This window comes from Treponema sp. OMZ 788 (assembly GCF_024181245.1).
Lineage (GTDB): Bacteria > Spirochaetota > Spirochaetia > Treponematales > Treponemataceae > Treponema_B.
In genome coordinates, this window is sequence record NZ_CP051199.1 from 1884043 (window position 1) to 1910429 (window position 26387).

28 protein-coding genes, 2 tRNA genes and 1 pseudogene are annotated in these 26387 nt (G+C 39.2%); 6 read left to right on the top strand and 25 right to left on the bottom strand.

Annotation, left to right across the window (positions count from 1 at the left end; genetic code table 11):
• Positions 1 to 50: 50 nt before the first annotated feature.
• From rplL to E4O00_RS09315, 14 genes and pseudogenes are all read right to left on the bottom strand, one after another.
• Entirely contained in the window at positions 51 to 440 is a 390-nt protein-coding gene (rplL, locus tag E4O00_RS09255) for a 50S ribosomal protein L7/L12 (RefSeq protein ID WP_253677093.1), read from the bottom strand.
• Positions 441 to 553: 113 nt separating this feature from the next.
• Positions 554 to 1112 (bottom strand): annotated as a pseudogene (rplJ, locus tag E4O00_RS09260) (50S ribosomal protein L10).
• Positions 1113 to 1114: 2 nt separating this feature from the next.
• Positions 1115 to 1795, bottom strand: coding sequence for a 50S ribosomal protein L1 (gene rplA / locus E4O00_RS09265; RefSeq protein ID WP_253677094.1), 681 nt, complete (start codon positions 1793 to 1795; stop codon positions 1115 to 1117).
• 1 nt (position 1796) lies between these two features.
• On the bottom strand, positions 1797 to 2228 hold the full coding sequence (gene rplK, locus E4O00_RS09270) for a 50S ribosomal protein L11 (protein ID WP_253677095.1): 432 nt from the start codon (positions 2226 to 2228) through the stop codon (positions 1797 to 1799).
• An 89-nt stretch (positions 2229 to 2317) separates the two neighbouring features.
• Entirely contained in the window at positions 2318 to 2875 is a 558-nt protein-coding gene (nusG, locus tag E4O00_RS09275) for a transcription termination/antitermination protein NusG (RefSeq protein WP_253677096.1), read from the bottom strand.
• 3 nt (positions 2876 to 2878) lie between these two features.
• The gene (gene secE, locus E4O00_RS09280; protein ID WP_002667596.1) at positions 2879 to 3058 is read right to left on the bottom strand and encodes a preprotein translocase subunit SecE; all 180 of its coding nucleotides are present in this window, start codon (positions 3056 to 3058) and stop codon (positions 2879 to 2881) included.
• 23 nt (positions 3059 to 3081) lie between these two features.
• A tRNA-Trp gene (locus E4O00_RS09285) sits at positions 3082 to 3154 on the bottom strand.
• Positions 3155 to 3197: 43 nt separating this feature from the next.
• Positions 3198 to 3368: a 50S ribosomal protein L33 gene (gene rpmG, locus E4O00_RS09290; RefSeq protein WP_253677097.1), complete on the bottom strand. Its 171-nt coding sequence runs from the start codon at positions 3366 to 3368 to the stop codon at positions 3198 to 3200.
• A 41-nt stretch (positions 3369 to 3409) separates the two neighbouring features.
• Positions 3410 to 3482: transfer RNA gene (locus E4O00_RS09295), tRNA-Thr, on the bottom strand.
• A gap of 129 nt (positions 3483 to 3611) precedes the next feature.
• Positions 3612 to 4466, bottom strand: coding sequence for an Rpn family recombination-promoting nuclease/putative transposase (locus E4O00_RS09300; RefSeq protein WP_253677098.1), 855 nt, complete (start codon positions 4464 to 4466; stop codon positions 3612 to 3614).
• Positions 4467 to 4582: 116 nt separating this feature from the next.
• Positions 4583 to 5854, bottom strand: a complete 1272-nt coding sequence (locus tag E4O00_RS09305) for a TolC family protein (protein ID WP_253677100.1) — start codon at positions 5852 to 5854, stop codon at positions 4583 to 4585.
• 4 nt (positions 5855 to 5858) lie between these two features.
• Positions 5859 to 5993: a hypothetical protein gene (locus E4O00_RS14000; RefSeq protein WP_256483886.1), complete on the bottom strand. Its 135-nt coding sequence runs from the start codon at positions 5991 to 5993 to the stop codon at positions 5859 to 5861.
• Positions 5990 to 7129, bottom strand: coding sequence for an HlyD family secretion protein (locus tag E4O00_RS09310; protein ID WP_253677101.1), 1140 nt, complete (start codon positions 7127 to 7129; stop codon positions 5990 to 5992). Before E4O00_RS09310 ends, E4O00_RS14000 begins: the two co-directional genes overlap by 4 nt.
• Complete coding sequence (locus E4O00_RS09315; RefSeq protein ID WP_253677102.1) at positions 7126 to 9285, bottom strand: peptidase domain-containing ABC transporter; 2160 nt, start codon at positions 9283 to 9285, stop codon at positions 7126 to 7128. Before E4O00_RS09315 ends, E4O00_RS09310 begins: the two co-directional genes overlap by 4 nt.
• Before the next feature lie 136 nt (positions 9286 to 9421).
• Here E4O00_RS09315 and E4O00_RS09320 point away from each other — a divergent pair, with 136 nt between their 5' ends.
• Complete coding sequence (locus E4O00_RS09320; protein WP_253677106.1) at positions 9422 to 10495, top strand: hypothetical protein; 1074 nt, start codon at positions 9422 to 9424, stop codon at positions 10493 to 10495.
• Positions 10495 to 11196 (top strand): LysM peptidoglycan-binding domain-containing protein, encoded by a 702-nt coding sequence (locus E4O00_RS09325; RefSeq protein WP_253677107.1) that lies wholly within the window; start codon positions 10495 to 10497, stop codon positions 11194 to 11196. The genes E4O00_RS09320 and E4O00_RS09325 overlap by 1 nt, the downstream gene beginning before the upstream one ends.
• A 79-nt stretch (positions 11197 to 11275) precedes the next feature.
• Here the strand turns inward: E4O00_RS09325 and E4O00_RS09330 are convergent, their stop codons facing one another.
• Genes E4O00_RS09330 through E4O00_RS09345 form a run of 4 tightly spaced genes read right to left on the bottom strand, consistent with a single transcriptional unit; the run spans position 11276 to position 14423 of the window.
• On the bottom strand, positions 11276 to 12118 hold the full coding sequence (locus tag E4O00_RS09330; RefSeq protein ID WP_253677108.1) for a polysaccharide deacetylase family protein: 843 nt from the start codon (positions 12116 to 12118) through the stop codon (positions 11276 to 11278).
• Positions 12111 to 13604 carry a hypothetical protein gene (locus E4O00_RS09335; protein ID WP_253677109.1) on the bottom strand — a complete coding sequence of 498 codons (1494 nt, stop codon included), beginning with the start codon at positions 13602 to 13604 and terminating at the stop codon, positions 12111 to 12113. Before E4O00_RS09335 ends, E4O00_RS09330 begins: the two co-directional genes overlap by 8 nt.
• A gap of 12 nt (positions 13605 to 13616) precedes the next feature.
• Entirely contained in the window at positions 13617 to 13799 is a 183-nt protein-coding gene (locus E4O00_RS09340; protein ID WP_253677110.1) for a hypothetical protein, read from the bottom strand.
• Between the two features lie 15 nt (positions 13800 to 13814).
• Positions 13815 to 14423 carry a hypothetical protein gene (locus tag E4O00_RS09345; RefSeq protein WP_253677111.1) on the bottom strand — a complete coding sequence of 203 codons (609 nt, stop codon included), beginning with the start codon at positions 14421 to 14423 and terminating at the stop codon, positions 13815 to 13817.
• A gap of 306 nt (positions 14424 to 14729) precedes the next feature.
• On the opposite strand from E4O00_RS09345, the gene E4O00_RS09350 reads away from it, so the two are divergent.
• Positions 14730 to 15494: an Rpn family recombination-promoting nuclease/putative transposase gene (locus E4O00_RS09350; protein ID WP_253677112.1), complete on the top strand. Its 765-nt coding sequence runs from the start codon at positions 14730 to 14732 to the stop codon at positions 15492 to 15494.
• Positions 15495 to 15496: 2 nt separating this feature from the next.
• Here the strand turns inward: E4O00_RS09350 and E4O00_RS09355 are convergent, their stop codons facing one another.
• From E4O00_RS09355 to E4O00_RS09380, 6 genes are all read right to left on the bottom strand, one after another.
• The gene (locus E4O00_RS09355) at positions 15497 to 16021 is read right to left on the bottom strand and encodes a cyclic nucleotide-binding domain-containing protein (RefSeq protein WP_253677113.1); all 525 of its coding nucleotides are present in this window, start codon (positions 16019 to 16021) and stop codon (positions 15497 to 15499) included.
• Positions 16011 to 17306: a potassium channel family protein gene (locus E4O00_RS09360; RefSeq protein WP_253677114.1), complete on the bottom strand. Its 1296-nt coding sequence runs from the start codon at positions 17304 to 17306 to the stop codon at positions 16011 to 16013. The genes E4O00_RS09355 and E4O00_RS09360 overlap by 11 nt, the downstream gene beginning before the upstream one ends.
• Positions 17307 to 17314: 8 nt before the next feature.
• Positions 17315 to 18406 carry a M42 family metallopeptidase gene (locus E4O00_RS09365; RefSeq protein ID WP_253677115.1) on the bottom strand — a complete coding sequence of 364 codons (1092 nt, stop codon included), beginning with the start codon at positions 18404 to 18406 and terminating at the stop codon, positions 17315 to 17317.
• 156 nt (positions 18407 to 18562) lie between these two features.
• On the bottom strand, positions 18563 to 20059 hold the full coding sequence (locus E4O00_RS09370; protein WP_253677116.1) for an NAD(P)-dependent malic enzyme: 1497 nt from the start codon (positions 20057 to 20059) through the stop codon (positions 18563 to 18565).
• Between the two features lie 50 nt (positions 20060 to 20109).
• Positions 20110 to 20658, bottom strand: coding sequence for a shikimate kinase (locus E4O00_RS09375; RefSeq protein ID WP_253677117.1), 549 nt, complete (start codon positions 20656 to 20658; stop codon positions 20110 to 20112).
• Between the two features lie 33 nt (positions 20659 to 20691).
• Positions 20692 to 21114: a hypothetical protein gene (locus E4O00_RS09380; protein ID WP_371922729.1), complete on the bottom strand. Its 423-nt coding sequence runs from the start codon at positions 21112 to 21114 to the stop codon at positions 20692 to 20694.
• Positions 21115 to 21284: 170 nt separating this feature from the next.
• Between E4O00_RS09380 and E4O00_RS09385 the strand changes: the two genes are divergently transcribed.
• On the top strand, positions 21285 to 22895 hold the full coding sequence (locus E4O00_RS09385) for an ATP-binding protein (protein ID WP_253679711.1): 1611 nt from the start codon (positions 21285 to 21287) through the stop codon (positions 22893 to 22895).
• Positions 22896 to 22904: 9 nt separating this feature from the next.
• Here the strand turns inward: E4O00_RS09385 and amrA are convergent, their stop codons facing one another.
• On the bottom strand, positions 22905 to 24311 hold the full coding sequence (gene amrA, locus E4O00_RS09390) for an AmmeMemoRadiSam system protein A (protein WP_253677119.1): 1407 nt from the start codon (positions 24309 to 24311) through the stop codon (positions 22905 to 22907).
• Positions 24312 to 24399: 88 nt separating this feature from the next.
• On the opposite strand from amrA, the gene E4O00_RS09395 reads away from it, so the two are divergent.
• Positions 24400 to 25302, top strand: coding sequence for an ankyrin repeat domain-containing protein (locus E4O00_RS09395; RefSeq protein WP_253677120.1), 903 nt, complete (start codon positions 24400 to 24402; stop codon positions 25300 to 25302).
• Positions 25303 to 25338: 36 nt separating this feature from the next.
• Entirely contained in the window at positions 25339 to 26382 is a 1044-nt protein-coding gene (queA, locus tag E4O00_RS09400) for a tRNA preQ1(34) S-adenosylmethionine ribosyltransferase-isomerase QueA (protein ID WP_253677121.1), read from the top strand.
• Positions 26383 to 26387: the final 5 nt, after the last annotated feature.

A 26387-nucleotide genomic window follows, 5' to 3' on the forward strand; every position in this document is an offset into this window, starting at 1 on the left:
TTTTTAAAAGAAGCATGACAATTTCCGGCGTAAAGCCGGTATTTTGCTCATTAAGCAATTTCAACTTCACCGCCGGCTGCTGTAATAGCTTCCTTAATTTTAGCTGCTTCTTCTTTAGAAACATCTTCTTTAAGGACTTTCGGAGCTCCTTCAACAAGCTCTTTAGCTTCTTTCAAGCCGAGACCGGGAATAACGTTTCGAACTTCCTTAATAACACCGATCTTTTTACCGGGATCTGCAAGGCCTTTAAGAGTAACAGTGAATTCTGTCTTCTCTTCCTCAGCGGCTGCACCTCCGGCAGCTCCGCCTGCAACTACTGCAACGGGAGCAGCGGCTGTTACACCGAATTTTTCTTCCATAGCTTTGATAAGCTCGGAAAGTTCGAGAATCGTTTTTTCGCCGATTGCTTCAATAATTTGTTCGTTTGTTAATGCTGCCATATTATCTTCTCCTTAAAATTTAGATTTTTGTGCTTTTAGCACATTAAGCAGACAGGGGGTCAGCTTTTGAAGCCTGACTGCTTATATTTTTCGGAAATATCCGAAAGCCGGTTTTAAGCCTCAGCGGGCTGTTCGGCCGGTTTTTCTTCCGAAGCAGGAGCTCCGGCTTCTGCACCGCCCTTATCCACAATCGCCTGTAAGGTGCGTACAAACTTGGAAGTTGTAGCATTGACTGTAGACATAAACATTGCAATAAGATCTTTTTTGCCGGGAAGTTTTGAGAATGCCTCGATTTGTTTAGCATCGTAAACTTCTCCGTCAACTACAGCACCCTTAATTACAAGGGCGGGAGCATCTTTTGCATATTCAAACAAGGTTTTTGCAGCCATATTTGCATCTTCTGCAACCATAGCCAAGGCTGTAGGTCCGGTTAACCAAGAATCTACATCCTTAATGTTTGCATCTTCAAATGCAATGCGTGCAAAGTTATTGCGTACAACCTTGTATGAGCAAGCATTTTCTCTGAGCTTTTTGCGGAGTTCAGTGATTTGCTCAACCTTTAAGCCTCTGTACTCGGTAAAAAATAAAAGAGGAGGAGGCCTTTACATCGTTTTTGATGTTTTCAATCGCTTCTGTTTTTTGGCGATTCGGATTTTTTGTTCTTAATGCCATTTTTACTCTCCTACCTTATAATCAACCCAAACACCGGGGCCCATTGTCGAACTAATAGATACGGATCTGATATAGTCGCCCTTTGCATCAGCAGGCTTTTTCCTCATTGTTTCGTTAATAAGAGCCTGTACGTTTTCTGCAATCTTGGAAGAATCCATAGAAACCTTTCCAACAGGAAGATGAACAACTCCGCCCTTATCGGCTCGGAATTCTACACGGCCTTTTTTAAGCTCATTGATAGCACTTGTAATATCCGTAGTAACTGTTCCTGTCTTGGGGTTAGGCATTAAGCCTCTGCGGCCGAGCACCATACCCAAGCGTCCTACATCCTTCATCATATCGGGGGTAGCAACTGCGATATCGAAATCGAGCCAACCTCCCTTTACCTTTTCAATGTATTCGGTAGAACCGGCATAAGCTGCTCCTGCATCGAGAGCTTCTTTTACTCTGTCATCCGTACAAAAAACCAAAACCTTTTTTTCGCCCTTAAACTGATGAGGGAGAACAAGGGTATCTCTAACGCTCTGTCCCTTACCAAGGGTCAAACTTACATGAACTTCGACTGTTTCATCGAATTTGGCATATTTAAGCTCTTTGACAATGTCAACAGCTTTGGGAAGCTCATAGGATGCTGCAGAATCATACTTTGCAAGTGCATTTTTGTAATTTTTTCCGTGTTTCATACTAGCGCTCCACCTCTACACCCATACTTCGTGCAGTTCCTGCAATAATTTTCTTTGCAGCTTCAATGTCGTTTGCATTGATGTCGGGCATCTTTGTTTTTGCGATTTCTTCCAATGCGGCCTTTGAAAGTTTTCCAACTTTTGCGGTAACCGATGCGGCAGAACCTTTTTCAATCTTGCAGGCTTTTTTGATTAAAACCGATGCGGGCGGTGTTTTGAGGATAAAAGTAAAACTCTTATCGGCATAAACCGTAATAACAACGGGTACAACCAAACCGGGCTCCATGGACTTTGTACGGTCATTGAATTGCTGTACAAACTGGGGTGCACTTACACCGTGCGGACCTAGAGCCGGGCCTACAGGCGGCGCAGGAGTTGCTTTTCCTGCGGGACACTGAAGTTTAATCTGTGTCACAACCTTTTTCTTTGCCATCTTCTCTCCTTCCGGTACAAACGGAGGTTTCCCTCCTCCCGTAATATACAATTAAAGTGCAGATATAAACACTGCACCTTGTTTAAAATTTAAATGATTTCGGCTTGAGACATTTCGACTTCAACCGGTGTAGTACGGCCGAAAATCGCTACCATAACCCTTAACTTATTTTTATCTGCCATAACTTCATCGATAACGCCTGTAAACGAGGCAAAAGCGCCTTCGATGATTTTGACATACTGTCCTTCACTGAAATTTTGAATAACGCGGATATTCTTATCGCCTTTAATTTCTCCCGTTTTTTGCAATATTTCCTTTGCTTCTTCGGAAGAAATAGGCTGAGGTTTTTCATTTCCTGCGGTTCCCAAGAAACCCGTAACACCTTGAATTTTGCGGATTTCGGAACAAACATTCTTCCAGCCGAAATCGGGAAGATTCATTTCTATAAGCATATAGCCGGGAAGAAACTTTCGTTTAACATTGCGTTTTTTTCCGCCCTTGTTTTCAATTACAAGTTCTTCAGGTATTTTTATATCGGTAACGAATTCTGCAGAAATAATTCCTTTTTCTATAAGAGTACGTATAGTTCTTTCAATCTTATTCTCATAACCCGAATAGGTATGAAGAATGTACCAAGCCTTAGCCATTACTTAAAAAATCCAACCTACACAAGCTATAAAGAAGGCATCAAGACCGCCGAGAAAAACAGCTACAATAAGGGTAGAAATCAGCACTACTTTTACCGAAGATCCTACTTCAGAAGCTGTAGGCCAGACAACTTTTCTAAGCTCTCCTATACATTCTTTCCAAAAAGTTCCAATTTTAGCCATAAAAACCTCGTTTTTTAAAATTACAGGCCAGGAAGGACTCGAACCCTCAACATTCGGTTTTGGAGACCGACGCTCTACCATTGGAGCTACTGACCTAATTGAATTTAAGTCCGTTACTTATAGAAACGGACTTATTCGACTACTTTATCTTTGCTTCCTTATGCAAGGTATGCTTGTGATCAAAAGAACAATACTTCATCAATTCAAGCTTACCCTGAATATTTTTTCTGTTCTTAGATGTAGTATAATTCTTTCTTTTGCATTCGCTGCATTGAAGAGCTATGAGCTCTACAGCTGTTTTCTTAGCCATTTCTTTACCCTCCGCAAAATTCTAGGTTATCGTTTCCGAAAAGCTCCCGAGCAGAATTGAACTGCTGACCCCAACCTTACCATGGTTGTGCTCTGCCGACTGAGCTACAGGAGCAAAATACCCATAAAATAGGTTCGTGCATTCTAGCAAATAGACTATTTTTTGTCAATAGCTTGATGATATAATTTTAGCTAAAAATTGTAAGAGATATTATAAAGTTTCAAATTAAAGTTAATTTCATACTTATAGTTTTTCTATTTCTTCAATGGGAAGGCCTGATATTTCTTGAATTAAGTTTATATCGAATTCTTTCAATTTCATCAGCCTGGCAGTCTCAAGTTTAGCTTGGTAAGACCCCTTATCAAGCCCTTGTTGATATCCTTCATTTATACAGGAAGCTCTGTCGTGCTCGTATTTCATGCGGGACTCATATAGCCATTTTTCTTTATGGCTCATTTCCATTATTATAATTTTATCATTTGCTTGTGCCATTACTTTAGAAGTTTCTGCCAACATTTTTCTCACCTCCGGATCATCAGTTTCAATAAATTTTAACCAGTTTAATAAGCGTTTCGTTTTATTATCATTAAATTTATCTTCTTTCAAGATCCGTGCTCTTTCAAGGTTTAATATATGAATCTCAAGTTTTGAAGCTAAGGGCTCTTTTGTTTTTTCTTCCAAAACAAGATACTTGTTATGCAAACGCTTATTTTTATTAAAGCCTTTACCTATCAAGTTTATTGTAATACATTTTGGAAGAATTGTATAGTCTTGGCCTTTTTTTATACCTGAATTGTACATCCTGGACCAATAATACAAAGTTCTCTCAGCAAAGTCACGATGCCGCACATTTTGAATTTCAATATCAATAAAGGTTCCGGTTTTTAATCTTAGTTTGATATCCAAGATACCTAACTTTTCACTTAAAAGCTCTTTATGAAACTCCTTATCCAGAAGTTCCAAGCCTTCGATATTTTTAGGAGAAATGTCTAAAATACATTCCAAAAAATCTTGTAGAACATCCTTGTTTTCTTCCGAACCGAAAATACGCTTAAAGGCATAGTCATTACGGAGGGTTATTTTGAATAGTTGATTCATATCGATCTCCATGGTCTTCTTGCCGGCGGCCAAAAGGTGCAAGTCCAATCCTTTTAAAGATTTTACTGCACCTTAAACCATTTTAAACCGTAATTAAGAAAGCCAAAACTAATTTTCTAAAAGTTATAAACCTGCAAAACATTCAAAACATAGGTCAGCCTTTCGGCATAATAATTGATTTCGGCTTCTTCCAATAAGTTTTGTGCCGCAAATAAATCGTGGATGCTGCTTTTTCCCTGCTTATAAAGCTCTTCGGCGAGGGTAAAGTACTTTTTTTGAATTTCAAGGGCTGATTTTGACATTTCGGAGGCAAACAAGGTTTTTTCTATATTTTTTAATCCATTATTTTTTTCTTCTTCAATACTTTGCCTTAAAAAAGTCTTATCCAGAGACTTTATTTCTTTTAACATTTTGAAGTTTTTATTCATCCTAAAATCATCATGCAAAGGGGACAGGTTGATTTTTACATTCATAGACACAGACCATTTGAGAGTAGGATTATCCTTCCAGTAGCCCATAAAAGCTGCCGGAAAAGACGGATAATTTTCTTTAGACGGAATAATATCGGCACCGAATGATAGAAACAACCTTGGAATGCTGCTGTTAAACTTTTGAACAGACTGCATCCACTCAACTTCATGGCGTAAAAGACCTGACTCATCCCCGGCAGAGCCTTCTTTTTGAAGATAAGAAGCAAATTTTTCAAAAAAGCCAAGCCAAGAATTTATATCCTCGCTTAAGTCACTAAAAGATAGACCCATATTTCCGATTTCGTTCATAAGAGCTTGATAACTTTGCTCTGTTTGAAAAAGCAAAATTTCTTCTTGCTTAATCCTTTTATTCTTTTCGGAAAATTCCAAAACAGACAGTTTTCCTTGAGAAAATAGAATTTCATTTTTTGATTTTTCTTCGGTGTTCCATTTTTGAACATTTTTTAATAGCTCTATCCTTTTCTTTAGAATTTTTTCGGAGCCGATGGCGGCAAGCATTTTAATAATCAAGGCTTTTTTCCCCTTGTCTCTTTCAAGCAAGGAAAGCTGCTTTTTTTTCGGGTAAAGGCCGAATTCTTGTTTTAGAAAATCAGGCAAGGCTGAAGGAGCCATAAACCAGAGCGGAACACTTAATCCGGCAGAGGTATTAAATTTATAGGAATATTCAGGCTTGTCATCAAAAAAGATACCTAATGATTGTTTACCTGTAAGGCTAAGATTCATTCCGAGGGGAAGCCTTTGAGCAATTCCTAAGGATGCCCCTATATCAAGTCCGCTATATAGCTGATCGAGCTTAGTGCCCGATACGGAAGTATTTAGATCGATATATGGAAAAGGCATCCAAGTTGAAAATTCCGAAAAAAGAAGTCTTTCATTAAATTTAAAACCCAATTCCATTTTTTTATATTGCAGATTTTTTTTGGATAAGGGGATTTACCCTGTCAAAAAATTCCTTGATTCCGGTTTCGTTGTTTAATTCGGCATAAGCAGAAAATAAAACACATCCGAAGATTATACTTAATAAAAACTTTTTCATTTTAACTCCAACCTTTTTAATATAAAGGACAGGATAGAACCTGTTTCTGTGATGATTGATGCATCTGCATCAAGTCCTACTTTTAGAAAATGGGAAATGCCTTTTTTATCGGGCAATGTGTTTCCATCCAATTTTACAAAAACGGCATACTCGGCAGTTTTTGCTCCCAAGAAAACATCGGGCAAAATTGTTTCAACAAGTCCCTCAAGGCTTCCGAATTCGTGGTGAGGAAAGGCCGGGAATTTTAGCCTGACCTTCATGTCTTCTTTTACCAATCCGGCCTTTGATGAAGGCAGCCGTAAAACAACCCTAATGTGTTCGCTTGAAGAAGGCACAATTTTTAATATTTCTTGACCGCTGAAAACATTATCTCCGCAGTTAAGAGATGCAATTTCTTCTATTTCTCCCGAAATCGGAGCATAGATGCTGAAGAGTTTTAAACTTTCTTCTATTTTAAAAAGAGAATTGATTAAATTTTCTTTTTGGAATTCCAATGCTTCTTTTTCGCTCAAAAGCGAATGGAAAAAAGAATTTTTATACTGCTCCAAATCCCTTTTGCTTTTTTCAACATTTAAGCTGAGAAGCTCAAGCTTTTGATTTGCCAAGCTAAAATAGGGAAGAGCTTTTTCTTCTTCAAAAATCTTTGAGTTTAGCTCCAGAGTTTTTTCCAAATTGGTTTTTCCCGAAAAATAATTTTCCATACGTTTATAAGCAATTTCCCTTTCAAGGGGAACGAGCATTAGGTCTTTTTCGGCACTTTTAATACAGAAATCGGCATCTTGAATTTTCTGTTCGGTTTTAAGCATAAGAGACTCAAGGCTTTGCCTTTCCTTTTGGAGTACCGTATCGTCAATGCTTAAAAGCAGGTCTCCTTTTTCAATATGCCGGCCTGAGGTAAAATTGATGTTTTGTATTTTTCCTGCCGTAAAAGTTTTTACAAAGGAAAGATTTTCAATGGGACGCACCATTCCGGCAGCCCTTACGACTTCTTCCTTTTTTCCTAAAAAAAGCCAAGCGGCGGTACAAAGAGCAAGCAGGCAAATAATCGAAATTACTGAACTGAAAATTCCGGTTTTTTGCTCCTGAAGCACTTCACCCGTATATGTTAAATCTTCAACGCGTAAGATCGATTTCATGCTACAACCTCCTCTACATTGTTTTGAGTTTCCCATAATCTTGAATAAACACCGTCTTTTTCGAGCAAGTCTGCGTGAGTTCCGGCCTCAGCGATTTCACCCTTATCGAATACGAAAATTTTATCGCAGTCTTTGATGGAGCTTAATCTGTGTGCTATGATTATCGAAGTACGGCCTGCACTAATTTCTTTTAAGGAGCCCAACACCTCCGCTTCCGAAATTCCGTCCAAGGCCGATGTTGCCTCATCCAAAATCAGAATGGAAGGATTATGTAAAAGAATTCTGGCGATAGCTATACGCTGCCTTTCTCCTCCCGAAAGGGTTGTGCCTTGCTCGCCTACAAGAGAATTGTACCTATCGGGAAGGGCTCCAATAAATGAAGCAGCACCGGCAGCCTCGGCTGCGGTTATCATCCGCCTGTAATCGCTGTTCCCCGAGCTCCAGTTTATGTTTTCAGCTATCGTGCCTGAAAACAAAAGAATGTCTTGCGGTACGTAACCTATGTTTTTGCGGTAAGAATCGTTTTTTAAGTCCTTTAGGTTTATATCATCTATAAAAATATCCCCTTCTTGTGCAGAGTAAAATTTCATCAAAAGCTTTGCAAGCGTTGTCTTGCCGGAACCTGAAGCACCGACAAAGGCCACCCTTTCTCCCGGATTGATACTTAAATTTATGTTCTTCAAATTTTTTGAATAAGGATCGTAGCCGAATGATAAATTTTTTATATCGATTTTACCTGCAAGAAAATCCGGCTCTATTTTTCCGGTATCTAAGTCATCTTCAGTTTTTTCGTCAAATATTTCGGCAAGTCTTTCGGCTGCAACATAGGCCTCTTGAAGCTGGGGCTGAAGAGTCAAAAGTCTTGAAAGAGGATCCAAAAAATAACCTGAAAGAATTACAAATGAAATAAGCTGCCCTAAGGACATTGAGCCGTTCAATATGTTCAAACTGCCAAGCCAATAAATAGCCAATGTTCCGCATCGTCCGATAAAGTTTTGGAGGCTGTTTTGATAATTGGAAAAGGATGAAAGCCGGATTCCTTTTCTGACGGCATTAACGATTTTAAACTCGCCTCTTTCGAGAGCTTTAGATTCGGCACCCAAGGCCTTGATTGTAGCTATACCGTTCAGACTTTCAACGATGCATGAATGTTTTTCGGCTTCGGCGGAAGCCCTGGCTCTTATCATTCTTTGATAAGGCCTCGCATAAAACCATACCAAAACAGAGCTTACAAGCACAGGAACAAGGGCTGCAACAAGCAAATTGGATCCAAGCGAGATTAAAAATATTGCACCAAAAATAAGCATCAGGGAATCTAAAACAACAGTCAAAGCCGTAGCTGAAATAACCTGCCTTATCGTAACCGTATCGTTCATCCTTGCAACCAGCTCGCCGGTCTTTTTTCCCGCAAAAAACCGCATCGGCAAATGAAGAATATGCTCAAAATACCTATAAACCAAAACAGTATCAATCTTATAGCTCATGCTCATTAAAAGCTGATTTCTCGCCAAACCCAAAAGACTTCTAAAAACAATTACGCCCAAAAACCCGATCGAAAAACCGGTAAGAGATTCCCGCAAGTTGGAACTAAGCACCTCATCAATTAAAAACCTAAAATAAAACGCACTAATAATTCCCAAAAAAGACAGGATAACGCTTGCGGCTAAAATTTCAGCAGATATTTTTTTGTGAGATTTTAAAATAGGTAAAAATCTGATTAAGCCCTTTGAGGAAGAACCCTTGTCAGAAAAATCGGGATGAGGCAAGAGTATAAAAAACACTCCGGACCAAGTCTGCTGAAAAGCCTCAAGACTTATTTTTTGATACCCTTCGGAAGGATCCTGCAAATAAACATAGTTTGAATCCGATTTTTTAACGACAATGTAGTGATTATCGCCATCCCTTATCACATGGGCTATAAAGGGCATGGGTATGTTTTTAGGAATTTCCTTTGATTCCGAAACCGCCCCGCGGCATGAAAAACCTAGGGTTTCTGCAGCATTAATAATACCGACGCCGGAACTTCCGCCCGAACCGCTTTTAAGCAGCTTTCTTATCTTGCCTATATCGATCGGCTTCCCATAATGTCTGCATATATTTGCAATACATGCAGCTCCGCAATCTTCACGATTGCTTTGTAAAATTATATTTTTCATATTGACCTCTCTATAATTCTTATAGTTTTTTTTTGTAATCAATAGCAATTTTTAAAATACAAGACAAAAAAATTATAGCTTGAAAAAAGAGGCAAAAAAGAGTATCATTAATTAATATCAAATTAGGAGGTATTTAATGAAGAAAAATTATAAATTGCTTATTTTGATGTCAGTCATTTTGCCGATTTTTTTTGCATCATGTACATCAAATCAAAAAGCAAAAGATATTCCGCCGGAACCTAAGGTTGAAGAGGTAAAAGCCCCTGAGGTAAAGCCGGAGGAGCCTAAGGCTGATGTTGTTAAGCCTGAAGCACCAAAACCTGATCCTCTCCTTGCCGAGCTTAAACTTTTTCAAGGACCTAACGGAAAGGTCAGTAAGGCCAGAAAAAAGGCTGTAGAACTTGGTGCCGATAAGTCCTATTCTGAACTTTTTCAAGTTTCGGAAGCCTTAAGACAAAAAGCCGATTCTGACGCACAAGCGGGCAACTATAAGGCAGCAATCGCAAAGTATAATGAAGCCGTCATCAGATATGAGACCCTTTCAAATTTAATGAATATATCGGCTTTACGAAACGAGATTGAAAACTATAACTTTGGACGGTATTCACCTACAGACTATGTTGAAGCGGAAAGATTTTCAATCAACACGATAGATCATTACCGATTGGATCATAAGATGGCAAAAGAATCTTCGGAAGATGCTTTAAAACTTCATAAAAAGGTTGCAGCTAAGGGATACCTTGAATTTACCAAAACAGCTAAGGATACTGCAAAGGAATACAAAGAAGACTGTGATTCCATCAAAGCTGCAAGAAGCAGAAAAGAGGACTACAATAAGGCAGTTAGAACCTACAATCAAGGAAAAGTATCTGCAGACAGATCGGATTATAAGGAAGCCTATAAGTCTTACAATGAAGCGGCAAAACTCTTTGCAAAACTATACGAAGAAGTTTCTTTAAGAAGGGCTGAGGCCGAAAAAGCAATGGCTGAAGCTGCAATGAGACAGCAGGAAAGTTCTGACCTTGCCTTAGAAGCTGATAAGGAAGCCCCATTGACCGAAGCAGGAGAAGGCTTCAGCGAAGGCGAGCTTAATTTACAAAACCTGTCTACTCCGCAGACGGGAGCACCTGTCGAAAACATAAACACCAAGGGTGATGAGCCTGCAAATACGGGAAACAGCCAAACAAACAGCATAGGAGGAGGCCGATAATGAAAAAACTTATCTCTATTTTAATATTTTTGTCGATATTAATACCTCTTGCTGCCCTATCCTACGATGACAACGAATATCAAAGAAAAAGTAGGGCCTATACGGAACTTGCTGCAAAGGCCTATGATGAGGGCGATTATGAAGCTGCCATAGAATACTCAAAACTTGCAGAAAGCTATGCACAGCAATCTGCCGAATTTATTCAAAGGATGCTCGCTAAAACCGAAGCCGAGCAGGAAATGAACAAGGCACGCACAAGATTCACTTGGGCTAAGGCAAACGGAGCAGAAGAAAAATATCCGGATGCCTATAAAACTGCCGAAGAAGCCCTGCATGCGGGCGGCGTAGCCTTCGATAACGAAAACTATGATGTAGCAGCCGTATGTGCACAAAGGGTAATGGATGCTCTTTCTGTAGTCAAGGGAAAAAACAACACAGGTCTTGCCGAACTTCCTGCTCAATACAGAGTTAGAACATGGCGGGGAGAGCGAGATTGCTTATGGAACATTGCAGCCAAGAAGGAAATCTACGGAAACCCCTTTATGTGGCGAAAACTCTATGAAGCCAACAAGGATAAGCTCCCTGATGCAAAAGATCCGAACTGGGTTGAGCCCGGCATAATTTTAACCGTCCCCAGCATTAAGGGCGAAAAAAGATCCGGTCTATACGATCCTTCAAAAACATATAAACACTTTAAATAAAAATTAGAAAGGATTAGAATAATTTAAAAAGCCTCCAAAATCTTTTTAGATATTTGGAGGCTTTATTATTAAAAGCTCATCAAGAACCCATCAATGTTTTTACATCGGTAATCTCATATCCCATTTCGGTTAAAACATCGATCAAAAGCTGCAAATTATAATAAAGATAATCGCCTCTGTTTGAAAGAGTGCGGCCGATTCGTACAGGAATTATCGAGCCCGTCTGAACCGCATCGGCTATATCTTCAATCAAGTCGGCAGAAGACTTATAAAGCGAAGGAACCGTAAATTTGTCGTCAGAACTAAGCCAATCGGCAACTCGAACATCAGGAGAAATAAAAATATATCCGGCATTTTTTCCTGCATTTATAATAAGAGAAGAAGAAATATAATGCGGTGTATGCCAGATAAGAGAAAGCTCAGCCCCTGTAAGAGAATAAAAATTATCCTCATTTCGTGCCAATCCCTGCTTTATAAAATTATCATCTATCCTGTAAGATGTATCATTTAAATTCCATGTTGTAAAGAAAAGGGAGCCGCATTGGTGTCCGCTGTTTACAATCTCTTTTACGGCATTCGGATTTTGCCTCATCGCTTCTCCATTTATAAAAAAAGTCGAACTTATATTATTATTTTTTAAAGTGTAAAGAATGCTCCCAATTCCGTCCATATCATCCACGGCATCAAAAACCAGGGAAACCCGTTTTTTCCCGTTTCGGCTTCCATGCGAAAAAACCGAAGAAGAATTACCGCTTTCTGCAGAAATCTTTTTTTGAGTTTTTTCTTTTAAAAAACTGCCATCCTCCAACAGAGGACGCGTTATAAAATCTTTCAGGCGGCGAATGTATATCATATTTGCAAAATAGCCGGAATTTGAATCTATGTAAATTCTATCAGAAAGATTTGCGTTTTTTTTATGCATGATTTTTTTTTGAAGAAAGGCTCCATTTTAGTTTTGAGACATACTGCAAGGTTTCCAAGCCGTCAGTATCGTTACCGATCTTTGCAGAGATTAAAATTTCCTTGCCCGAATCAGACCAGCTATAATCCTGCATCGACGAAACGGAAATCTTTTTTTTATTTAAGCCTGAGGCATTGCCTTTAATATTATATTCATAAATATAATTTTCTCCGCCCAAAAAAACAGTAAAACTATTTTTCCAAACAGCCGAGATAATTTTCTCATCGGAAAAAACATTCAGCTTTTTCCATGACAAAATTCCATTTTCCGCTTTACTTGATGTATCATAAAAAACAAGTCCCTCATCTTCTTTAAAAGCTGCAATTTCAAAATTAGGAGAGGCTGCAATAAATGAACTTTTTTCTGTCATTGAAATTTTTTCAAAACTTGAAGAAAAAGGCAGTACTTGCCATGCTCTTAAAACTTTCGCACCGCCTGCAAGACTTTCTGCAAACACGATAGGATAATTATCTTTCCAATGTACATAAACTTCAGCCGTATTTCCCGGCAGCAATAAATATGGAATTGAATCGGAGGAGTGAACATTGACATAATCGTCTCCGTTCAATTTTATGTAGTAAATATTTCTTTTGCCCTTAACAAAAACGGCGGTCTTGCCGTCAGGTGCAATAAAAATAGAATCAAAGGCCGGAGCAAAATCGGAAGGTATCTTTGCAGCAAGCTGTCCTACAGAAAATAATGGACCGTAAAAGGCCTTTGTAAAAAGCTCCGTAGCAGAAACCCGATAAAGAACATTACCCGACAAAAAAACAAATTCCGAAGATGAAATCCATTTTAAATTTTTGATTTTTCCGTCAGAAAGCCTTCTAAAATTTTTATCGGGAAAAGAAGATGCAGAAAACCACTCAGTCCTCGCAAAATAAATTACCGAATTGTCTTCATACAAAATAATCTTTGAATCTGGTGACCAAGAAACAGGAAGTTCATTTCGAACAGTTTTGCTGCTCAATGTATATCTGCGGCCGGTATTGGTATCAACCAATACGAGTCTTCCGTAAACAAGAGTTTCAGGCTCTACCAAAGCAAGCCATCTTCCGTCAGGACTTGACTTTATATTGTTAAGAGCTCCTATCTTGGAAGAATTAGATACAGAAAGAGGCTCAAAATCCGAATGAGAAGCAACAGCACCGTAATCTAAATCAAGTCTTATAATTCCGAAGCGGTTTGAAATTTGTAAAAATTTATTGCTTCCCAAAAGCTGTAATTTTTCCGGGAAAAATGTAAGCTGCTCTATTTTATTGTTCTCATTAGAATATTTAAAAAGAGTTTTATATGAATACCCGTCATAAGCATTTGTTTTAACATCAAATAAAATATCGCCTTCGGCATTTATGTCGGCAGATTCAAAATAAAGCTCGGAGTGCAGACTTAATAAACTAAAAAAAATAAAACAAACAGATAAAACAAATTTTAATTGTTCTTTCATACAAAAGCTCCATTAATTTTCAGTCAATATATTTGAATGGGTGTTAATTATATCGGTCAATTCTTCTTCGAGTTTTTCCAAAGATTCTTCCATCTCGGCTATTTTTTTTATGGCAATTTTTTTTTGCATTTCGCCCATTTTACCGAAAACCTCATCTATAGCCTCGTAACCTTCATCGGCAGCCGTTTTATTCACTGTAAGCACTCCCTTTTAAAAAATCAGAGCAGTTATATTTTTCTTGAATTCACCTGATGTGATTTCTCCGTTAATAAAACTTTTTATCTCTTGTTTAACTCTCATAGGAAAACGGCTCCAGTATTTTTCGGTCCAGTTTCCCATTGTAGTTTTTAGCTCATCGTTTTCTTTTGCACTCATTTCGCCTATGCTGTAAGAAACAAACTGCAAAATCATTCCATATAATACATCGGCAGGAAGACCGTCAATCTTTCCGTTTTTTGCAAGGCTTTTTATTGAACCGTCATAGGAGCCTTGTTCGGGAATCCAAGAGTCGATAAGAGCCTTCATCTGATCTTCGGAAAGTTCGGGAGCTTCTTTTAAAAGCATATCGGCCGCAAAATCTCGGAAGGTATGACGCACACCCTCAAGACTTGCCTGAATCGACTTATTAATGGATTCCGACATTTGTTTTGCCATGTTTTCCGGATTGATAGCTGAAAGAGGGCTTGCCGCCGAGGCTTCATGCTTTTTTCGTTCCAAGGCAGCAGAAATAACATCTATTTCCCGTTCATTAGCCCTGTTTAAAATATAATCGACGACAGCAAAAAGCTCCCGCTCAGTATCTTGCTTGTTATTAGCCATGCGTATATTATACATCATTTTTAAGGCTTTGAAAAGGGAGGAAATGCGGAGGCACAGGGCAAACGCATCAGAGATTTATCGTCGCAAAAAACATAGGCTGTTTTGTTTACCCAAATGATGCGTTTGCCCTGCTTTGAAAAATGTGCGAAATTTTGCTTAAAATTTCGCACAGAAAGGATGAAAGGGTGAATGATATTAAAGAAACCGCAAGGGGCACAAAGATTTTTTAACTGCATCGATTACAAAAAACTTTTCCTAAATTACTTTTTTTTTTAATAATTCATATAAATATAATGGAGAAAACAAATGGTTAAAAAATTTGAAGATCTAACATTGCAGGATGATTTTATGTTTTGTAAGGTTATGCAAAACCCGCATTTTTGTAAAAAGCTTATCGAAATAACACTATCCGATACTATCGGCAGAATTAATTATATTTCTGTGCAACATAATATTAAAACCTACCAACAAGCAAAGTCTTTAAGGTTTGATGTTTTGGTACAAACAGAAAACGGTAAATTTTACAATGTGGAAATGCAGGTCAGCAATGAAAGGAACATCCCCAAAAGAATGAGATTTTACCAAGCTGCCCTGGATATTTCTTTTTTGGATAAGGGGAATTCTTATAACAATTTAAATGATAGCTTTATAATTTTTATCTGCACCTTTGATGCTATAGGCAAGAATATACCTGTTTATACCTTTGAAAATATTTGCCTTGAAGATAAAAGCTTATCTTTACAAGAAGGTACGAAAAAGATTATAATAAACGCGGAAGCCTTCAAGAACACAAAAAATGAAGATTTAAAAGAATTTTTAGAATATCTTAAAACAGGTAAGGCAAAAAATCAATTTACAAGGAGGATAGAAGAAATGATACACACAATAAAAAATAATGAACAAGCCAGACAAGAATATAGATTAATGTCCACTTTTGAGATGGATGCCAGGGATAAGGGTTTTTCTGAAGGAATAAAACAAACAGCTAAAATATTAAAGCAATTAGGGGATTCAACACAGAAAATTATGCAAGTTACAGGGCTTTCCGAATCCGAAATAGAGGCACTTTAGCCCTACGGCATTCCGACTTCATCGAGCAAGGCTTGATAGAGGGTGAGGGAATCCTTGGTGGCTTCTTGGAGAGCCTTTGCCAATCGGCGGGCGATACGGTAAATAACCTTGGAGCCTTGGGCAGGCATTTCTTCGCAGAGGCTTAAAAAATCTTGGGACCTTAACTCCAAGACAGAGCAATCGCTTAAAGCCTTTACGGAAGAACCGTGGAAATCTTCTCCGAGTAAGGCGGCTTTTCCGAAGCAGACATTTTCTTCAGCCTTTAGATTGCTTAAGGCAAAGGGCGAGCCTTCAAGAGTTGTGCGGAGCATTTGCACCTCTCCATTTATCAAAATATAAAGGCTTCTTCCTGCCTCGTTTTTATCGAGTATAATTTCACCCTCACGGAAATTCTTTACACTTAAAAAAGAAAAAAGCTTTTCTAAAAATATCTTATTTTTATCACCTGCAAGATCGGCAAATATTTCCAGCCTCGATATAAGGGCTAAGATTTCATCTTTCTTTTCCATGATTTCTTTATCTGTCATCGGCTCCTCCTTCTTCATTTAAGATTTGGGAGTCATCGAGAGCAGTTCCGTCAAGGGTAAAGTCGGTACGCTTTCTTCCCGAAACGAAGATACCGCGGGAATTGGGTTTTATTATATACTCATCGGGCGGAGTTAAAATAGGCTCGTTGCTTTTAAGCCTCTTTATCTTTTTTAGGTTGTTTACGATTTGCTGAATATTGGGATTTTTTTGAGCCTCGTGCAGGGCTTCTTTCCGGCGGCTGTAAAAGTTCCCCGTATTTTCCAAAAGACCTATTAGAACACGTCCGCCTGAAAGACTGCGGCGGTATTCGCGGTAGGTCTTGCCTATAAACTCAAAAGGAATATCGTTTATGATAAGCCCCTCCCCCGACTTTTCCGTGATTAGTTCTCTCAACACGTGGCTTAAACCGGTACCGCTTGAAGCCGAAACCAAGATGCTCCTTTCGTAATCGGTACTTAAAATAATTTCATCGCAGTGAGCAAGGGAAAGGTGCTGACGGAATTTTGAATCGATAAGCTCGGCTGCCGTATAAATACGGGAATTAAGACTTCCTATCGTGAGAACCGCAAGCACCGTGCGCGAATCGATTTCCATGGGGGAAGAATTCTGCGAATAGTCTGAAAGAATAAGGGCGCGCTCTGCATATTTTACATTTGCGCGGAGCAAGGTAGCCTCGTCGGTATAATCTCCGAAAAGGTAGATAAGCCCCTTAAAGCGTTTATCGGTTTTGATTATATCCATGTTTTCGGGGCTTGCATTGTTTATAAGCACAATATGGTCTATGGGAATGTCGGGGTTTGCCGAAATAATCCCTAAAAGAATCCTGTCAAAGTTAGGCTTCCAGCCGCAAATTAAAAAATGATTTTTTATCTTTTCCAATCTAATAAGCCCCCTATCTTTTTTTACCTGTCTGTCAAAAAAAACTGATGCAATTTTTCCGCTCACCCCCGCAAAGGCAACAACCCCGAAAAGAAGAAGAATGATACCTGCCAAGCGGCCCAAGAGGGTGGACGGCGTAATGTCTCCGTAACCGACAGTTGTGATAGTTACAAGAGAATACCAAAAGGCATCGAAAAAATTGTTAATCCTTGAATTGCTGTTTGCTTCCGAAACAAAGATAATCACAACCAGCACAAGAAATATAAAAGCAAACCCTGCCAGTATTCTAAATATATCGCTTGCAGGAATATGCTTAATCCACAGCATAAACCTGACAAGCAAGGGTGTTTTTTTTGGCTGAGAAAATTCTATATCTGCTTTTCCCGATTTTTTCTTTGCCTTCATTGGATGAGTTACTCCGCGATATAACCTATCAATAGAAGAAGAGTGTTTTCAAGGCCTTGCTTGTGGATTCTTTCATAGCCGTGAGAGGCTGCAACACCGGTACCGATTAGGGCGTGGCGGTAATCGTAGCCTGCACTTAGAGCAGCGGAGGCATCAGAGCCGTAAAAAGGATAAATATCTACGGCAAAGTTAAGCTCCATCTCCTTAGCTATTTTGATAAGCTCGCTTGTAAACTCGTAGTTATAGGGCCCGGAAGAATCCTTTGCACAGATCGAAACTGCATATTCGTCGGTATCAAGATCGCTTCCTACAACTCCCATATCGACTGCAAGCATATCGCTTATGCCTTCGGGGTGTCCTGCAGAAGCTCCGTGTCCTATCTCTTCATAGTTGGTAAACATAATATAGGTCTTGCGTTTGAGTTTTAGTTCACCCTTTGCAACTTGCTCCGCAAGATAGATTAACATTCCGCAGCTTGCCTTGTCGTCCAAATGGCGGCTCTTTAAAAAACCGTTCCCGGCCTTTCGGGCAAGGGATTCGATGGCTACAACATCGCCGGCCATTATGCCGAGCTTTTCGACATCTTCACGGGATTTTACGATTTCATCGAGAACGAGCTCCATGTTTGCGTCATCTCTTTTTAGTTCATTTATTTCGCGGGAAGCGTGAACGGCGGGCTCGGTAAGGCGCATGGTTCCCTCGTATTTTTTCCCTTCTCTTGTGATAACGGTTACATTGGACTGCTCCACATAATTGTACGGAAAGCCTCCGTCAAGAGAGGTACGTAATCGGCCTGAAGATTTAATGTGGCGCACAAAAAGCCCCAGCGTATCGATGTGGGCTGAAAGTAAAAGAGCCTTATCTCCTTTTTTGCCTGTATTAGGTTCCGCATTTTTATCCAGCTCACAGACAACAGCGCCCTTGTTTGTAAGCCAAGGCTTAAAGCCGAGACCTGAAAGTCTTTTCATAACATAGTCGGCGGCTTCGCAGGTGTAGCCCGTGGGACTGGGTATATTGCATATAGTAATAATCTCATCCATAACCTTGTCGGCAGCATTTGAAATTGAAGTTTTAAGTTCGTTAATCTTATTTTTTTCCATGATAAAGCTCCTCTATATCTTAAGACTTATAGAATATTATAGATGGGGCGATATGTCAAGGTGAGGTAAAATAAAAAAACCGGCCAGAGTCTTTTTAAGATCCGGCCGGTCTTGTACAGAGTCTTTTTTAAAATCCAAGAAGATTTTTAAAAAGATTTATTTTCTGTTCTTTTTAATCTGCTCAACGGCATATTCTAAGGCTTTTTCGTAGAACTCCTGCGGGGGTTCTTTGATATAATCCTTTTCCATCAACATATTGGTTAAGGAGCGGCTTTCTTGAATGTCTTTTTTTGCTCTTTCATAAGCTTCTTCCCAAGTCATATTTACGCGAGCCAAACCTTCTTTGATAGCCTGCATTGCAACATCGGCAGCTTCAACAGCGAAGACATCTTCATCCTGCATTGTAACTACGATATTGTCAGGGCTGATTCCCTTCTTTTCGGAGTAGTCTGCAATAGAGTGAGAACAGCGGATTGCCATTCCGTCGGAAATCTTTTTGGCTCTTACCAAGAGGGCGCCCTTTAAGATACCGGGGAAACAAACTGAGTTGTTGATCTGGTTCGGGAAGTCTCCTCGTCCTGTTCCTACGATAAAGGCACCTGCGGCCTTGGCTTCATGCGGCCAGATTTCGGGGATTGGGTTTGCACAAGTGAATACGATGGCCTTTTCGTTCATCGAAGCAACCTGTTCCTTTGTTACGGTGTTGGGCCCGGGAGTAGAAAGGGCTATTAAAACATCGGCTCCTTTCATAGCCTCATCAAAGCTGTCTATCTTTTTGGGGTTGGTCTGTAAACAGAGCTCCCACTTTCGGTAGTAGCGTTTATCTTCCTCTATGTCTTTTCGGCCTGAGTGTAAACCGCCTCTTGAATCGCAGATTATCATGTTTTCAGGCTTTCCGCCGTCAGCCAAGATAAGGCGGGCTATGGTCGTATTTGAAGCTCCTGCTCCCAAAAGAACAATCTTGCAGTCTTCCATTTTTTTACCTGCAAGTTTTATGGCGTTCAAAAGACCTGCGAGGGTAATACATGCAGCTCCCTGAGCATCATCATGCCATACAGGAATTTCGCAAACCTCTCTCAATGTATCCAAAACCTTAAAGCAGTCAGGCTGCTGAATATCTTCGAGGTTTACGGCACCTACTGAAGGTTCAAGCATTCTGACAAAATCGATAATCTTGTCGGGATCATGCTTTCCGGCTTTTACGCCTCTTTTTTCTTCTTCGTCAACTCTTACGATAGAATCGATACACAGAGGATAAGCGTCAACGCCGCCTAAGTACTTCATAAGCATACACTTGCCTTCCATAACTCCCAATCCTCCGGGGGGAGTGCAGTCGCCGTCGCCTAAAACTCGCGTAGAGTTGCTTACAACAGCAACCAAATTACCTTTGTTGGAAAGAGCAAAGGATGTTTCATTATCATCGCGAATTGAGGTAGAAATTGCGGAAACGCCGGGCGTATACCAAACGTTAAACCAGTTAAACCCGTATAGACCGCACTTGGGGACAGTCTGGAGCTTTCCTCCGTAAAAACTGTGTGTTAAAATGGACAGCTTTTTTAAAAAATGCGTCTTAGCGAGAGCCTTTTCATCATCCGTAAAATCGGATGGGAATAATTCAGTAATGGAGTTCAACTCCTTATTAATGCTTTTCATACCATAAATGATAGCATAAGAACCGAATTTTATCAAGCCGTAAATTTTATTTACAAAGATGAAATTATTGCGTCAGCTGCTTTTTCAGGAGAGAGACTTTGCGGATTTATGGAAAATGAAGCAAGAGACTTGTAGATTTTGATACGCCTTTCGTATATCGAAAAAAAACGAAGTTCGGCATCTTTTTCATCTTTAATATTTTCTCCCAAAAATGCAGGATAAAAACCTTCTTTTTGTGCAGTAGTTTTTATTCTATAAAAAATTTCGGCAGGATCCGTGTCGATTAAAATTATTGGGGAAAATTTTTTTAACTTTTTAATAAGGGCCTCGTTTTCAGCATAGCCGCCGCCGGTGCTGACAACGGTATTTTTCTCATTGGTGAAGGACGGAAATTTTTCGATTATTTTGTTAAAGCATTCTAATTCTTTTACTCGGAATTTTTTTTCTCCATGAGTTTTATAAAGTTCTCTCACCGTTTTACCGTAAAACTCTTCCATAAACGCGTCTGTATCTATAAAGGAGGCTTTTAATTTTTTTGCTAAAATCTTTCCTGTTTCGGTTTTTCCTGCCCGGCTCATTCCGATTAAAAATATAATCATTAAAATATTTCCTTTGAAATAAATTGGTTTAAGTTAATCCTTTTTAATTTTGCGTAAAATAAGAAGCTCGCCCATTTTGTCTGAATACGGCTTTCTTTGAGCGTTTAAAAATGAAAGAGAGCCGTCCGCATTTTTTATAAAAAATTCGCTCGGGACACTTTGTTCAAAATACAAAATAATAATTCCGTCCTTTGCTATAAGCCACTTGCCATAAGAAATTTCAGGCTCCGTTCTTCCTTCTTTAAAAAGCAAAATCCTTGCAGTTTGATCGGCCTTAAATTCCACAGCATAACTTGTAATTCCGCTTCGGGATGAAGGAAGGTCCATAACATAAACACCCAAAAATGGATCTTCTAACTTCTCTTCGATTAAAACCTTAGGCGTTTCCAAGGACTCGGCAATTCGGCGGCTCTTACACGAAAAAATAAAAAACAAGGTACAGAAAAAAAGTATCAATAATTTAAATTTTTGAGTTTTGATTTTTTGCTCCTCATTCGTTCTATTCTGCAAGTATAAACTATAAGCACATTCGATTCAATAGAAGAGGAACCTTATTTCAACGGCCAAGAATGATAAAACATAAATAATTGACAAGCTATCCTGCTTATGCTAGACTATTAGTTATGATGGATTTTAGTAGAAAGCTGCCTATAGGCTTACAAAGTTTTAAAGATTTACGCGAAAAAGAGTTTCTCTATGCAGATAAAACTGAATATATTTTCAGGCTTGCAAATTCCAGCAAAGTTTATTTTTTAAGCAGACCGCGCCGCTTCGGTAAGAGCCTCCTTATTTCAACACTAGAGGCATACTTTTTAGGGCAAAAAGAATTATTCAAGGGTTTAGCTATCGAGAAATTGGAAGAAGCCGAAAAAGAAAAAAGGGAAATCTGGCAGGAATACCCCGTTTTTCATTTAGATTTTAATGTCGGGAAGTATAGTGATATTGAGGCTTTAAATACTAATTTCAATGTTTTTTTATCGGAGTTGGAAAAACGATACGGAACAGCCGAGGAAGAGGATAATTTTGCTAAACGGTTTGAAGGCCTTTTAAAAAGGGCTTACGAAAAAATCGGCAAACAGGTTGTCGTCTTGGTGGATGAATACGATAAACCCCTCCTCCAAACAATGAGTGTAAATGAAAAATTGAATGAAGAATACAGAGCCGTGTTAAAGGCTTTTTATTCCGTATTAAAGAGTTCCGACCAATATATCCGTTTTGCATTTTTAACCGGAGTTACAAAATTCAGCAAGGTAAGTATTTTCAGCGATTTAAACAATCTCCGTGATATAAGCATGGAAGAAGACTTCGGCTGTATTTGCGGGATTACTCAAGAAGAACTTGAAAAAACCTTTCAACCTGAAATTAAAATTCTACAGGAAAGAGAAGCTTGCAGCTATGAAGATATCTTACTAATGCTAAAGCAAAGATACGACGGCTATCTTTTTAATCAAAACAGTATAAATGTATATAATCCCTTTAGTTTGCTGAATGCCTTTGCAAAAAAAGAACTGGGTAATTACTGGTTTGAAACCGGAACTCCCACCTTCTTGGTAAACTATTTAAAAAACTATTCATACAATATTCCCGACCTTGACGGAAATGTAGAAATGGATGCGTCAGGTCTATCCGACTACAGGGCAGAATCAGGCTCGGTAATACCTATCTTGTTTCAAGCAGGCTACCTAACAATAAAGAGCTATGATAAATTGGTACGGCTTTATAAATTAGGCTTCCCGAACGACGAAGTACGCTACGGATTTTTATATAATCTTTTTCCAAGCTATTGCAATGTAGTATATGCAGAAGGGCCTTTTTGTATAGCGCAATTTTATAGGGATATTATTGCAGGACGGGTAGAAGATTTTATGCAGAGGTTAAAGTCGATAATGGCAAGTCTTCCATATAGCAATGTAAAAAAAGACAGTAACGAAAACCTTGCTTTAAGGGAGTATAACTATCAGATCTGTATTTATCTTGTCTTTGCCCTGATGGGACAATTTGTCGAGGTGGAAATACCTTCATCAAAGGGGAGAACTGATTGTGTTGTAAAAACCGGCACGGCAATTTATATCTTCGAGTTTAAACTAAAAGAAGATGCAAAAACCGCTTTAAATCAAATAAAAGAGAAAAACTATGCCGAAAGGTTCAAGGCTGATAATAAGCAGATAGTGCTTATAGGTGTCAGTTTTGATCCTGAAGAAAAAACAGTCGGGGAATGGATTAAGGAAGAAATTTAAAACCTCTTCTTACTCATGCCTTATAACTTCAAAGCGGTACATAGTATAAGGTTCTTCGGGACTTATACCGCCCTTTTGAAGAGCAATAGCGACCTGCATACCCACGGAATCGATGCCTTCAAGGTTTGGTAAAAGAAGCCCGGTGCGGGAACCTGATGAAACTATCACGCCGAAACGCTTTACATCCAAATCCGAAACGGATTTTATTTCTTCCGGTTCTGAAAGAATATCCACAGAGCAGATAATATCGTTCATTTCGGATAAATCGACAGGCGGAAAACGCGGATCATTTAAGGCGGCCGATACGGCATTTTTAATTGTCTCTTCACTTACACTGCTTTTGGTAGGAAGTATCGTACCTATACATCCGCGAAGCGTTCCTTCTTTTTTTAAGCATACAAAAACTCCGGCCTTGCCTGACTGAATGCCGTCTGCATTTTTACACTTTAAAAATTTATTATATTTTAAATAGTAGGTAATACTCTTTCTTGCAAGCTTTATATATGGGTCCTTAGTTTGAGAATCAGGCAAGATAAATTTCTTTTTTCCGTTAAAAACTTCTTCAGATTCTTCATCATCTTCTTCCTGCCTTATAGATTCAACCTTAAACCGGGCTACACCATATCCGACACCGAAGGGTCCCTCATAAGAAAGCAGTTCTTGAGAGTATTCATAGCAGGATAAAAGGCCTGACAATACCAAGAAAGAATTTAAGCCGCACTCTCCGGCTCTTTCAGCTAAAACAGGGGAGATTTCGGCAAATTCGGAAAGACAGCCCTTTTCTATAATTCTTACAAACTCCTTATCGAATTTAGGTCCTTCAGGAGCAAAACCGTAAGGCCCTGTAGAAAGAAGCCGGTGGGAAAGATCTCCGCTTGCAATAAAAACAGATTTGCATTTTTTTTCCTCTATAACTTCGGAAAGGATCGAGCCGAATTCTTCGAGCATTGCACTCAACATGATTCCGTAATTTATATGAACAAGAGAAAAGTTTGAGAGTTCGGAAGCTATAAAATAAAGAGGAACAAAGGAGCCGTGATCAAGGCTCATATCTACTGCGGCATAAGGAAAACCCGTTTTTTTACATTTTTTGATTATATTTTTGACTATGTCAGTGTTGTTATTTGCCGAAAGGTTTAGGTCAGGGCAGCCGAATTGCCTCATGCTTCCTTCAATAATCTTGGCAGTATTAATGGTAACAGCCCCGCGGTGCATTTTTGAATGGGGTGTAATGATTATAATAGCTTCGGGTTCTATTTGACTTATTTCTTCCGATATGGTTTTAAGAGCCTTAGAAGTTGAAGCTATTTTTTTCTCCTCGCCCCTTCCAATATCGGGGATTATAATCGGAGGATGAGGGGCAATATATGCAGCCTTTAAATTAGTATCTTTTAAACAAAGTTCTTTTTTACTCATAAAATCATTATAATATAGTTTTTAAAATTATACCAGAATAAAATCCCTTCTATTTACTTTTTTTTGATAAGAAGATATAATCAGATTTATGAATGTTGCTATTTTCTATGATGAAAAGAAAAAAGACGCAGCGATGGCCATCAAAAATATAATCATATCCCACGAATGCGATGTAACCTTATACAATGAAGATGAGATATGGAAAGATGAAAACTTAAACACGCCGCGCCATATTATGAAAAACATTACCCATGTTCTCTTTATTTACAGTAAAAATCCGGCTGCCTATTTGGGCTTTATGTTTTTTTCGGGCTATGCTACAGGTTTAAACCTTCCGGTTCTTGTACTGGAAGAAAACGAGAAACTTGAACTGCCTAAAAACTTTTTGCGTTCATTTGTAATGCTTACGGTTAAGTCTTTTGATGCCTACTTCGAGGTAGAAAAAAAACGATTTAACGAAAACCTGCTCAAAGAGCAGGCCCGTACAAAATTATTGGAAAGCGGTTACTCTCTTTTTATTCCGAATTATGTGCGCGCCGTTAAAAACAACGAAAAGGAAGTCGTCAGCCTTTTTATAGATGCAGGTTTTGACCCCTCGCAAAAGGATTCCCTGGGAACACCGGTTCTATCCCTTGCCGTAAGAAATAAGTGTTTAGAAACGCTTGAGCTCCTCCTCGAAAAAGGTGCTGCTGTCAACCTTTGTGCGGAAGACAGAAACTACTCAGCCTTGATGGATGCAGCTCAAGTCGGATACGGCGAGGCGGTAAAGATTCTCCTCGAAAAAAAAGCAGACACCAATATTCAAAGCAAGGACGGACAAACAGCCTTGATTCTTTCGGTAGGCCGTCATGAAGCAGATATTGTTGAAATGCTTGTAAAACACGGAGCCGATTATAATATAAAAGACGGCCTAGGTATGTCCGCCTTGGGATATGCAAAACTTTTCGGGAATAAAGCAATTTTATCCTTGTTCGGCGAACAAACAAATTAAAAAAATACTTTAAAAATTTACCTTGAATGGAAGAGTATGCTTACAAAAGAATTTAACTTTGACTTACCCGAAGAGCTTATAGCTCAATCTCCTTCAGAAAAAAGAGGAGGAGACAGGCTTTTAATTTTAGACAAACAAAGCGGAAGACTTGAAGACCGCCTTTTTACTGAACTGCCGGATCTTCTCCCCAAAAATGCCCTGATGATTTTTAATAATTCGAAGGTGCGCCGTGCCCGCATTTATGCAAAAAGCAAAACAAACGCAGTGTGCGAATTTTTAATGATTAATCCCATGAGGGGCTCGGACGGTTCTCTTTGGCAGGTAATGGCAAAAAAAGCAAAACGTCAAAAGCCCGGAAAAACCTTTTTGTTTGAAGACGGAACCGAGGCCGAAATCATCGAGTCCGAGATACCTCTCGAAAGCGAATTCCGCTGCATGAAATTTAACAGGATCATCGATGATGAATGGCTCGATAAATACGGCCACATGCCGCTTCCCCCCTACATTCACCGAAAGGACACCGAAGAAGATGCCGGCCGCTACCAAACCGTCTATGCCGAAATATACGGCTCGATTGCAGCGCCCACTGCCGGCCTTCACTTTACCAAAGAAGTACTTTCAAAAATACGAGATAAAGGAATCGAGATTGAATATGTAACGCTTCATGTGGGACTCGGCACCTTTCTTCCGGTCAGAGCAGAAAGAATAGAAGACCATAAGATGCACACCGAGCATTTTTTTATTTCGGAAGAAGCAGCACAAGCCGTTGAAAAAGCAAAAAAGGAAGGGCGGCCCATCATAGCCGTCGGAACGACCAGCGTGCGAACCCTCGAATCCGCATGGGATGAAAAAAGAAACGAATTAAAAAGAGGGCATCAGGCTACGGATATTTTTATTTACCCCTCTTATAAGTTTAAGCTGATAGACAAGCTCTTTACGAATTTTCACACCCCCGAATCGAGCCTTGTAATGCTAGTCTCAGCCCTCGCCGGAAAGGAAAATATTTTTAATGCCTACCGCCACGCCGTCGAAGAAAGATATAAATTCTTTTCGTATGGGGATGCGATGCTGATTTTGTAGGGATG

Excerpts from the sequence above, each read along its gene's own strand:
- rplL (WP_253677093.1), bottom strand. The coding sequence starts at position 440 with ATGGCAGCATTAACAAACGAACAAATTATTGAAGCAATCGGCGAAAAA.
- rplA (WP_253677094.1), bottom strand. The coding sequence starts at position 1,795 with ATGAAACACGGAAAAAATTACAAAAATGCACTTGCAAAGTATGATTCT.
- rplK (WP_253677095.1), bottom strand. The coding sequence starts at position 2,228 with ATGGCAAAGAAAAAGGTTGTGACACAGATTAAACTTCAGTGTCCCGCA.
- nusG (WP_253677096.1), bottom strand. The coding sequence starts at position 2,875 with ATGGCTAAGGCTTGGTACATTCTTCATACCTATTCGGGTTATGAGAAT.
- secE (WP_002667596.1), bottom strand. The coding sequence starts at position 3,058 with ATGGCTAAAATTGGAACTTTTTGGAAAGAATGTATAGGAGAGCTTAGA.
- rpmG (WP_253677097.1), bottom strand. The coding sequence starts at position 3,368 with ATGGCTAAGAAAACAGCTGTAGAGCTCATAGCTCTTCAATGCAGCGAA.
- E4O00_RS09300 (WP_253677098.1), bottom strand. The coding sequence starts at position 4,466 with ATGAATCAACTATTCAAAATAACCCTCCGTAATGACTATGCCTTTAAG.
- E4O00_RS09305 (WP_253677100.1), bottom strand. The coding sequence starts at position 5,854 with ATGGAATTGGGTTTTAAATTTAATGAAAGACTTCTTTTTTCGGAATTT.
- E4O00_RS14000 (WP_256483886.1), bottom strand. The coding sequence starts at position 5,993 with ATGAAAAAGTTTTTATTAAGTATAATCTTCGGATGTGTTTTATTTTCT.
- E4O00_RS09310 (WP_253677101.1), bottom strand. The coding sequence starts at position 7,129 with ATGAAATCGATCTTACGCGTTGAAGATTTAACATATACGGGTGAAGTG.
- E4O00_RS09315 (WP_253677102.1), bottom strand. The coding sequence starts at position 9,285 with ATGAAAAATATAATTTTACAAAGCAATCGTGAAGATTGCGGAGCTGCA.
- E4O00_RS09320 (WP_253677106.1), top strand. The coding sequence starts at position 9,422 with ATGAAGAAAAATTATAAATTGCTTATTTTGATGTCAGTCATTTTGCCG.
- E4O00_RS09325 (WP_253677107.1), top strand. The coding sequence starts at position 10,495 with ATGAAAAAACTTATCTCTATTTTAATATTTTTGTCGATATTAATACCT.
- E4O00_RS09330 (WP_253677108.1), bottom strand. The coding sequence starts at position 12,118 with ATGCATAAAAAAAACGCAAATCTTTCTGATAGAATTTACATAGATTCA.
- E4O00_RS09335 (WP_253677109.1), bottom strand. The coding sequence starts at position 13,604 with ATGAAAGAACAATTAAAATTTGTTTTATCTGTTTGTTTTATTTTTTTT.
- E4O00_RS09345 (WP_253677111.1), bottom strand. The coding sequence starts at position 14,423 with ATGGCTAATAACAAGCAAGATACTGAGCGGGAGCTTTTTGCTGTCGTC.
- E4O00_RS09350 (WP_253677112.1), top strand. The coding sequence starts at position 14,730 with ATGGTTAAAAAATTTGAAGATCTAACATTGCAGGATGATTTTATGTTT.
- E4O00_RS09355 (WP_253677113.1), bottom strand. The coding sequence starts at position 16,021 with ATGACAGATAAAGAAATCATGGAAAAGAAAGATGAAATCTTAGCCCTT.
- E4O00_RS09360 (WP_253677114.1), bottom strand. The coding sequence starts at position 17,306 with ATGAAGGCAAAGAAAAAATCGGGAAAAGCAGATATAGAATTTTCTCAG.
- E4O00_RS09365 (WP_253677115.1), bottom strand. The coding sequence starts at position 18,406 with ATGGAAAAAAATAAGATTAACGAACTTAAAACTTCAATTTCAAATGCT.
- E4O00_RS09370 (WP_253677116.1), bottom strand. The coding sequence starts at position 20,059 with ATGAAAAGCATTAATAAGGAGTTGAACTCCATTACTGAATTATTCCCA.
- E4O00_RS09375 (WP_253677117.1), bottom strand. The coding sequence starts at position 20,658 with ATGATTATATTTTTAATCGGAATGAGCCGGGCAGGAAAAACCGAAACA.
- E4O00_RS09385 (WP_253679711.1), top strand. The coding sequence starts at position 21,285 with ATGGATTTTAGTAGAAAGCTGCCTATAGGCTTACAAAGTTTTAAAGAT.
- amrA (WP_253677119.1), bottom strand. The coding sequence starts at position 24,311 with ATGAGTAAAAAAGAACTTTGTTTAAAAGATACTAATTTAAAGGCTGCA.
- E4O00_RS09395 (WP_253677120.1), top strand. The coding sequence starts at position 24,400 with ATGAATGTTGCTATTTTCTATGATGAAAAGAAAAAAGACGCAGCGATG.
- queA (WP_253677121.1), top strand. The coding sequence starts at position 25,339 with ATGCTTACAAAAGAATTTAACTTTGACTTACCCGAAGAGCTTATAGCT.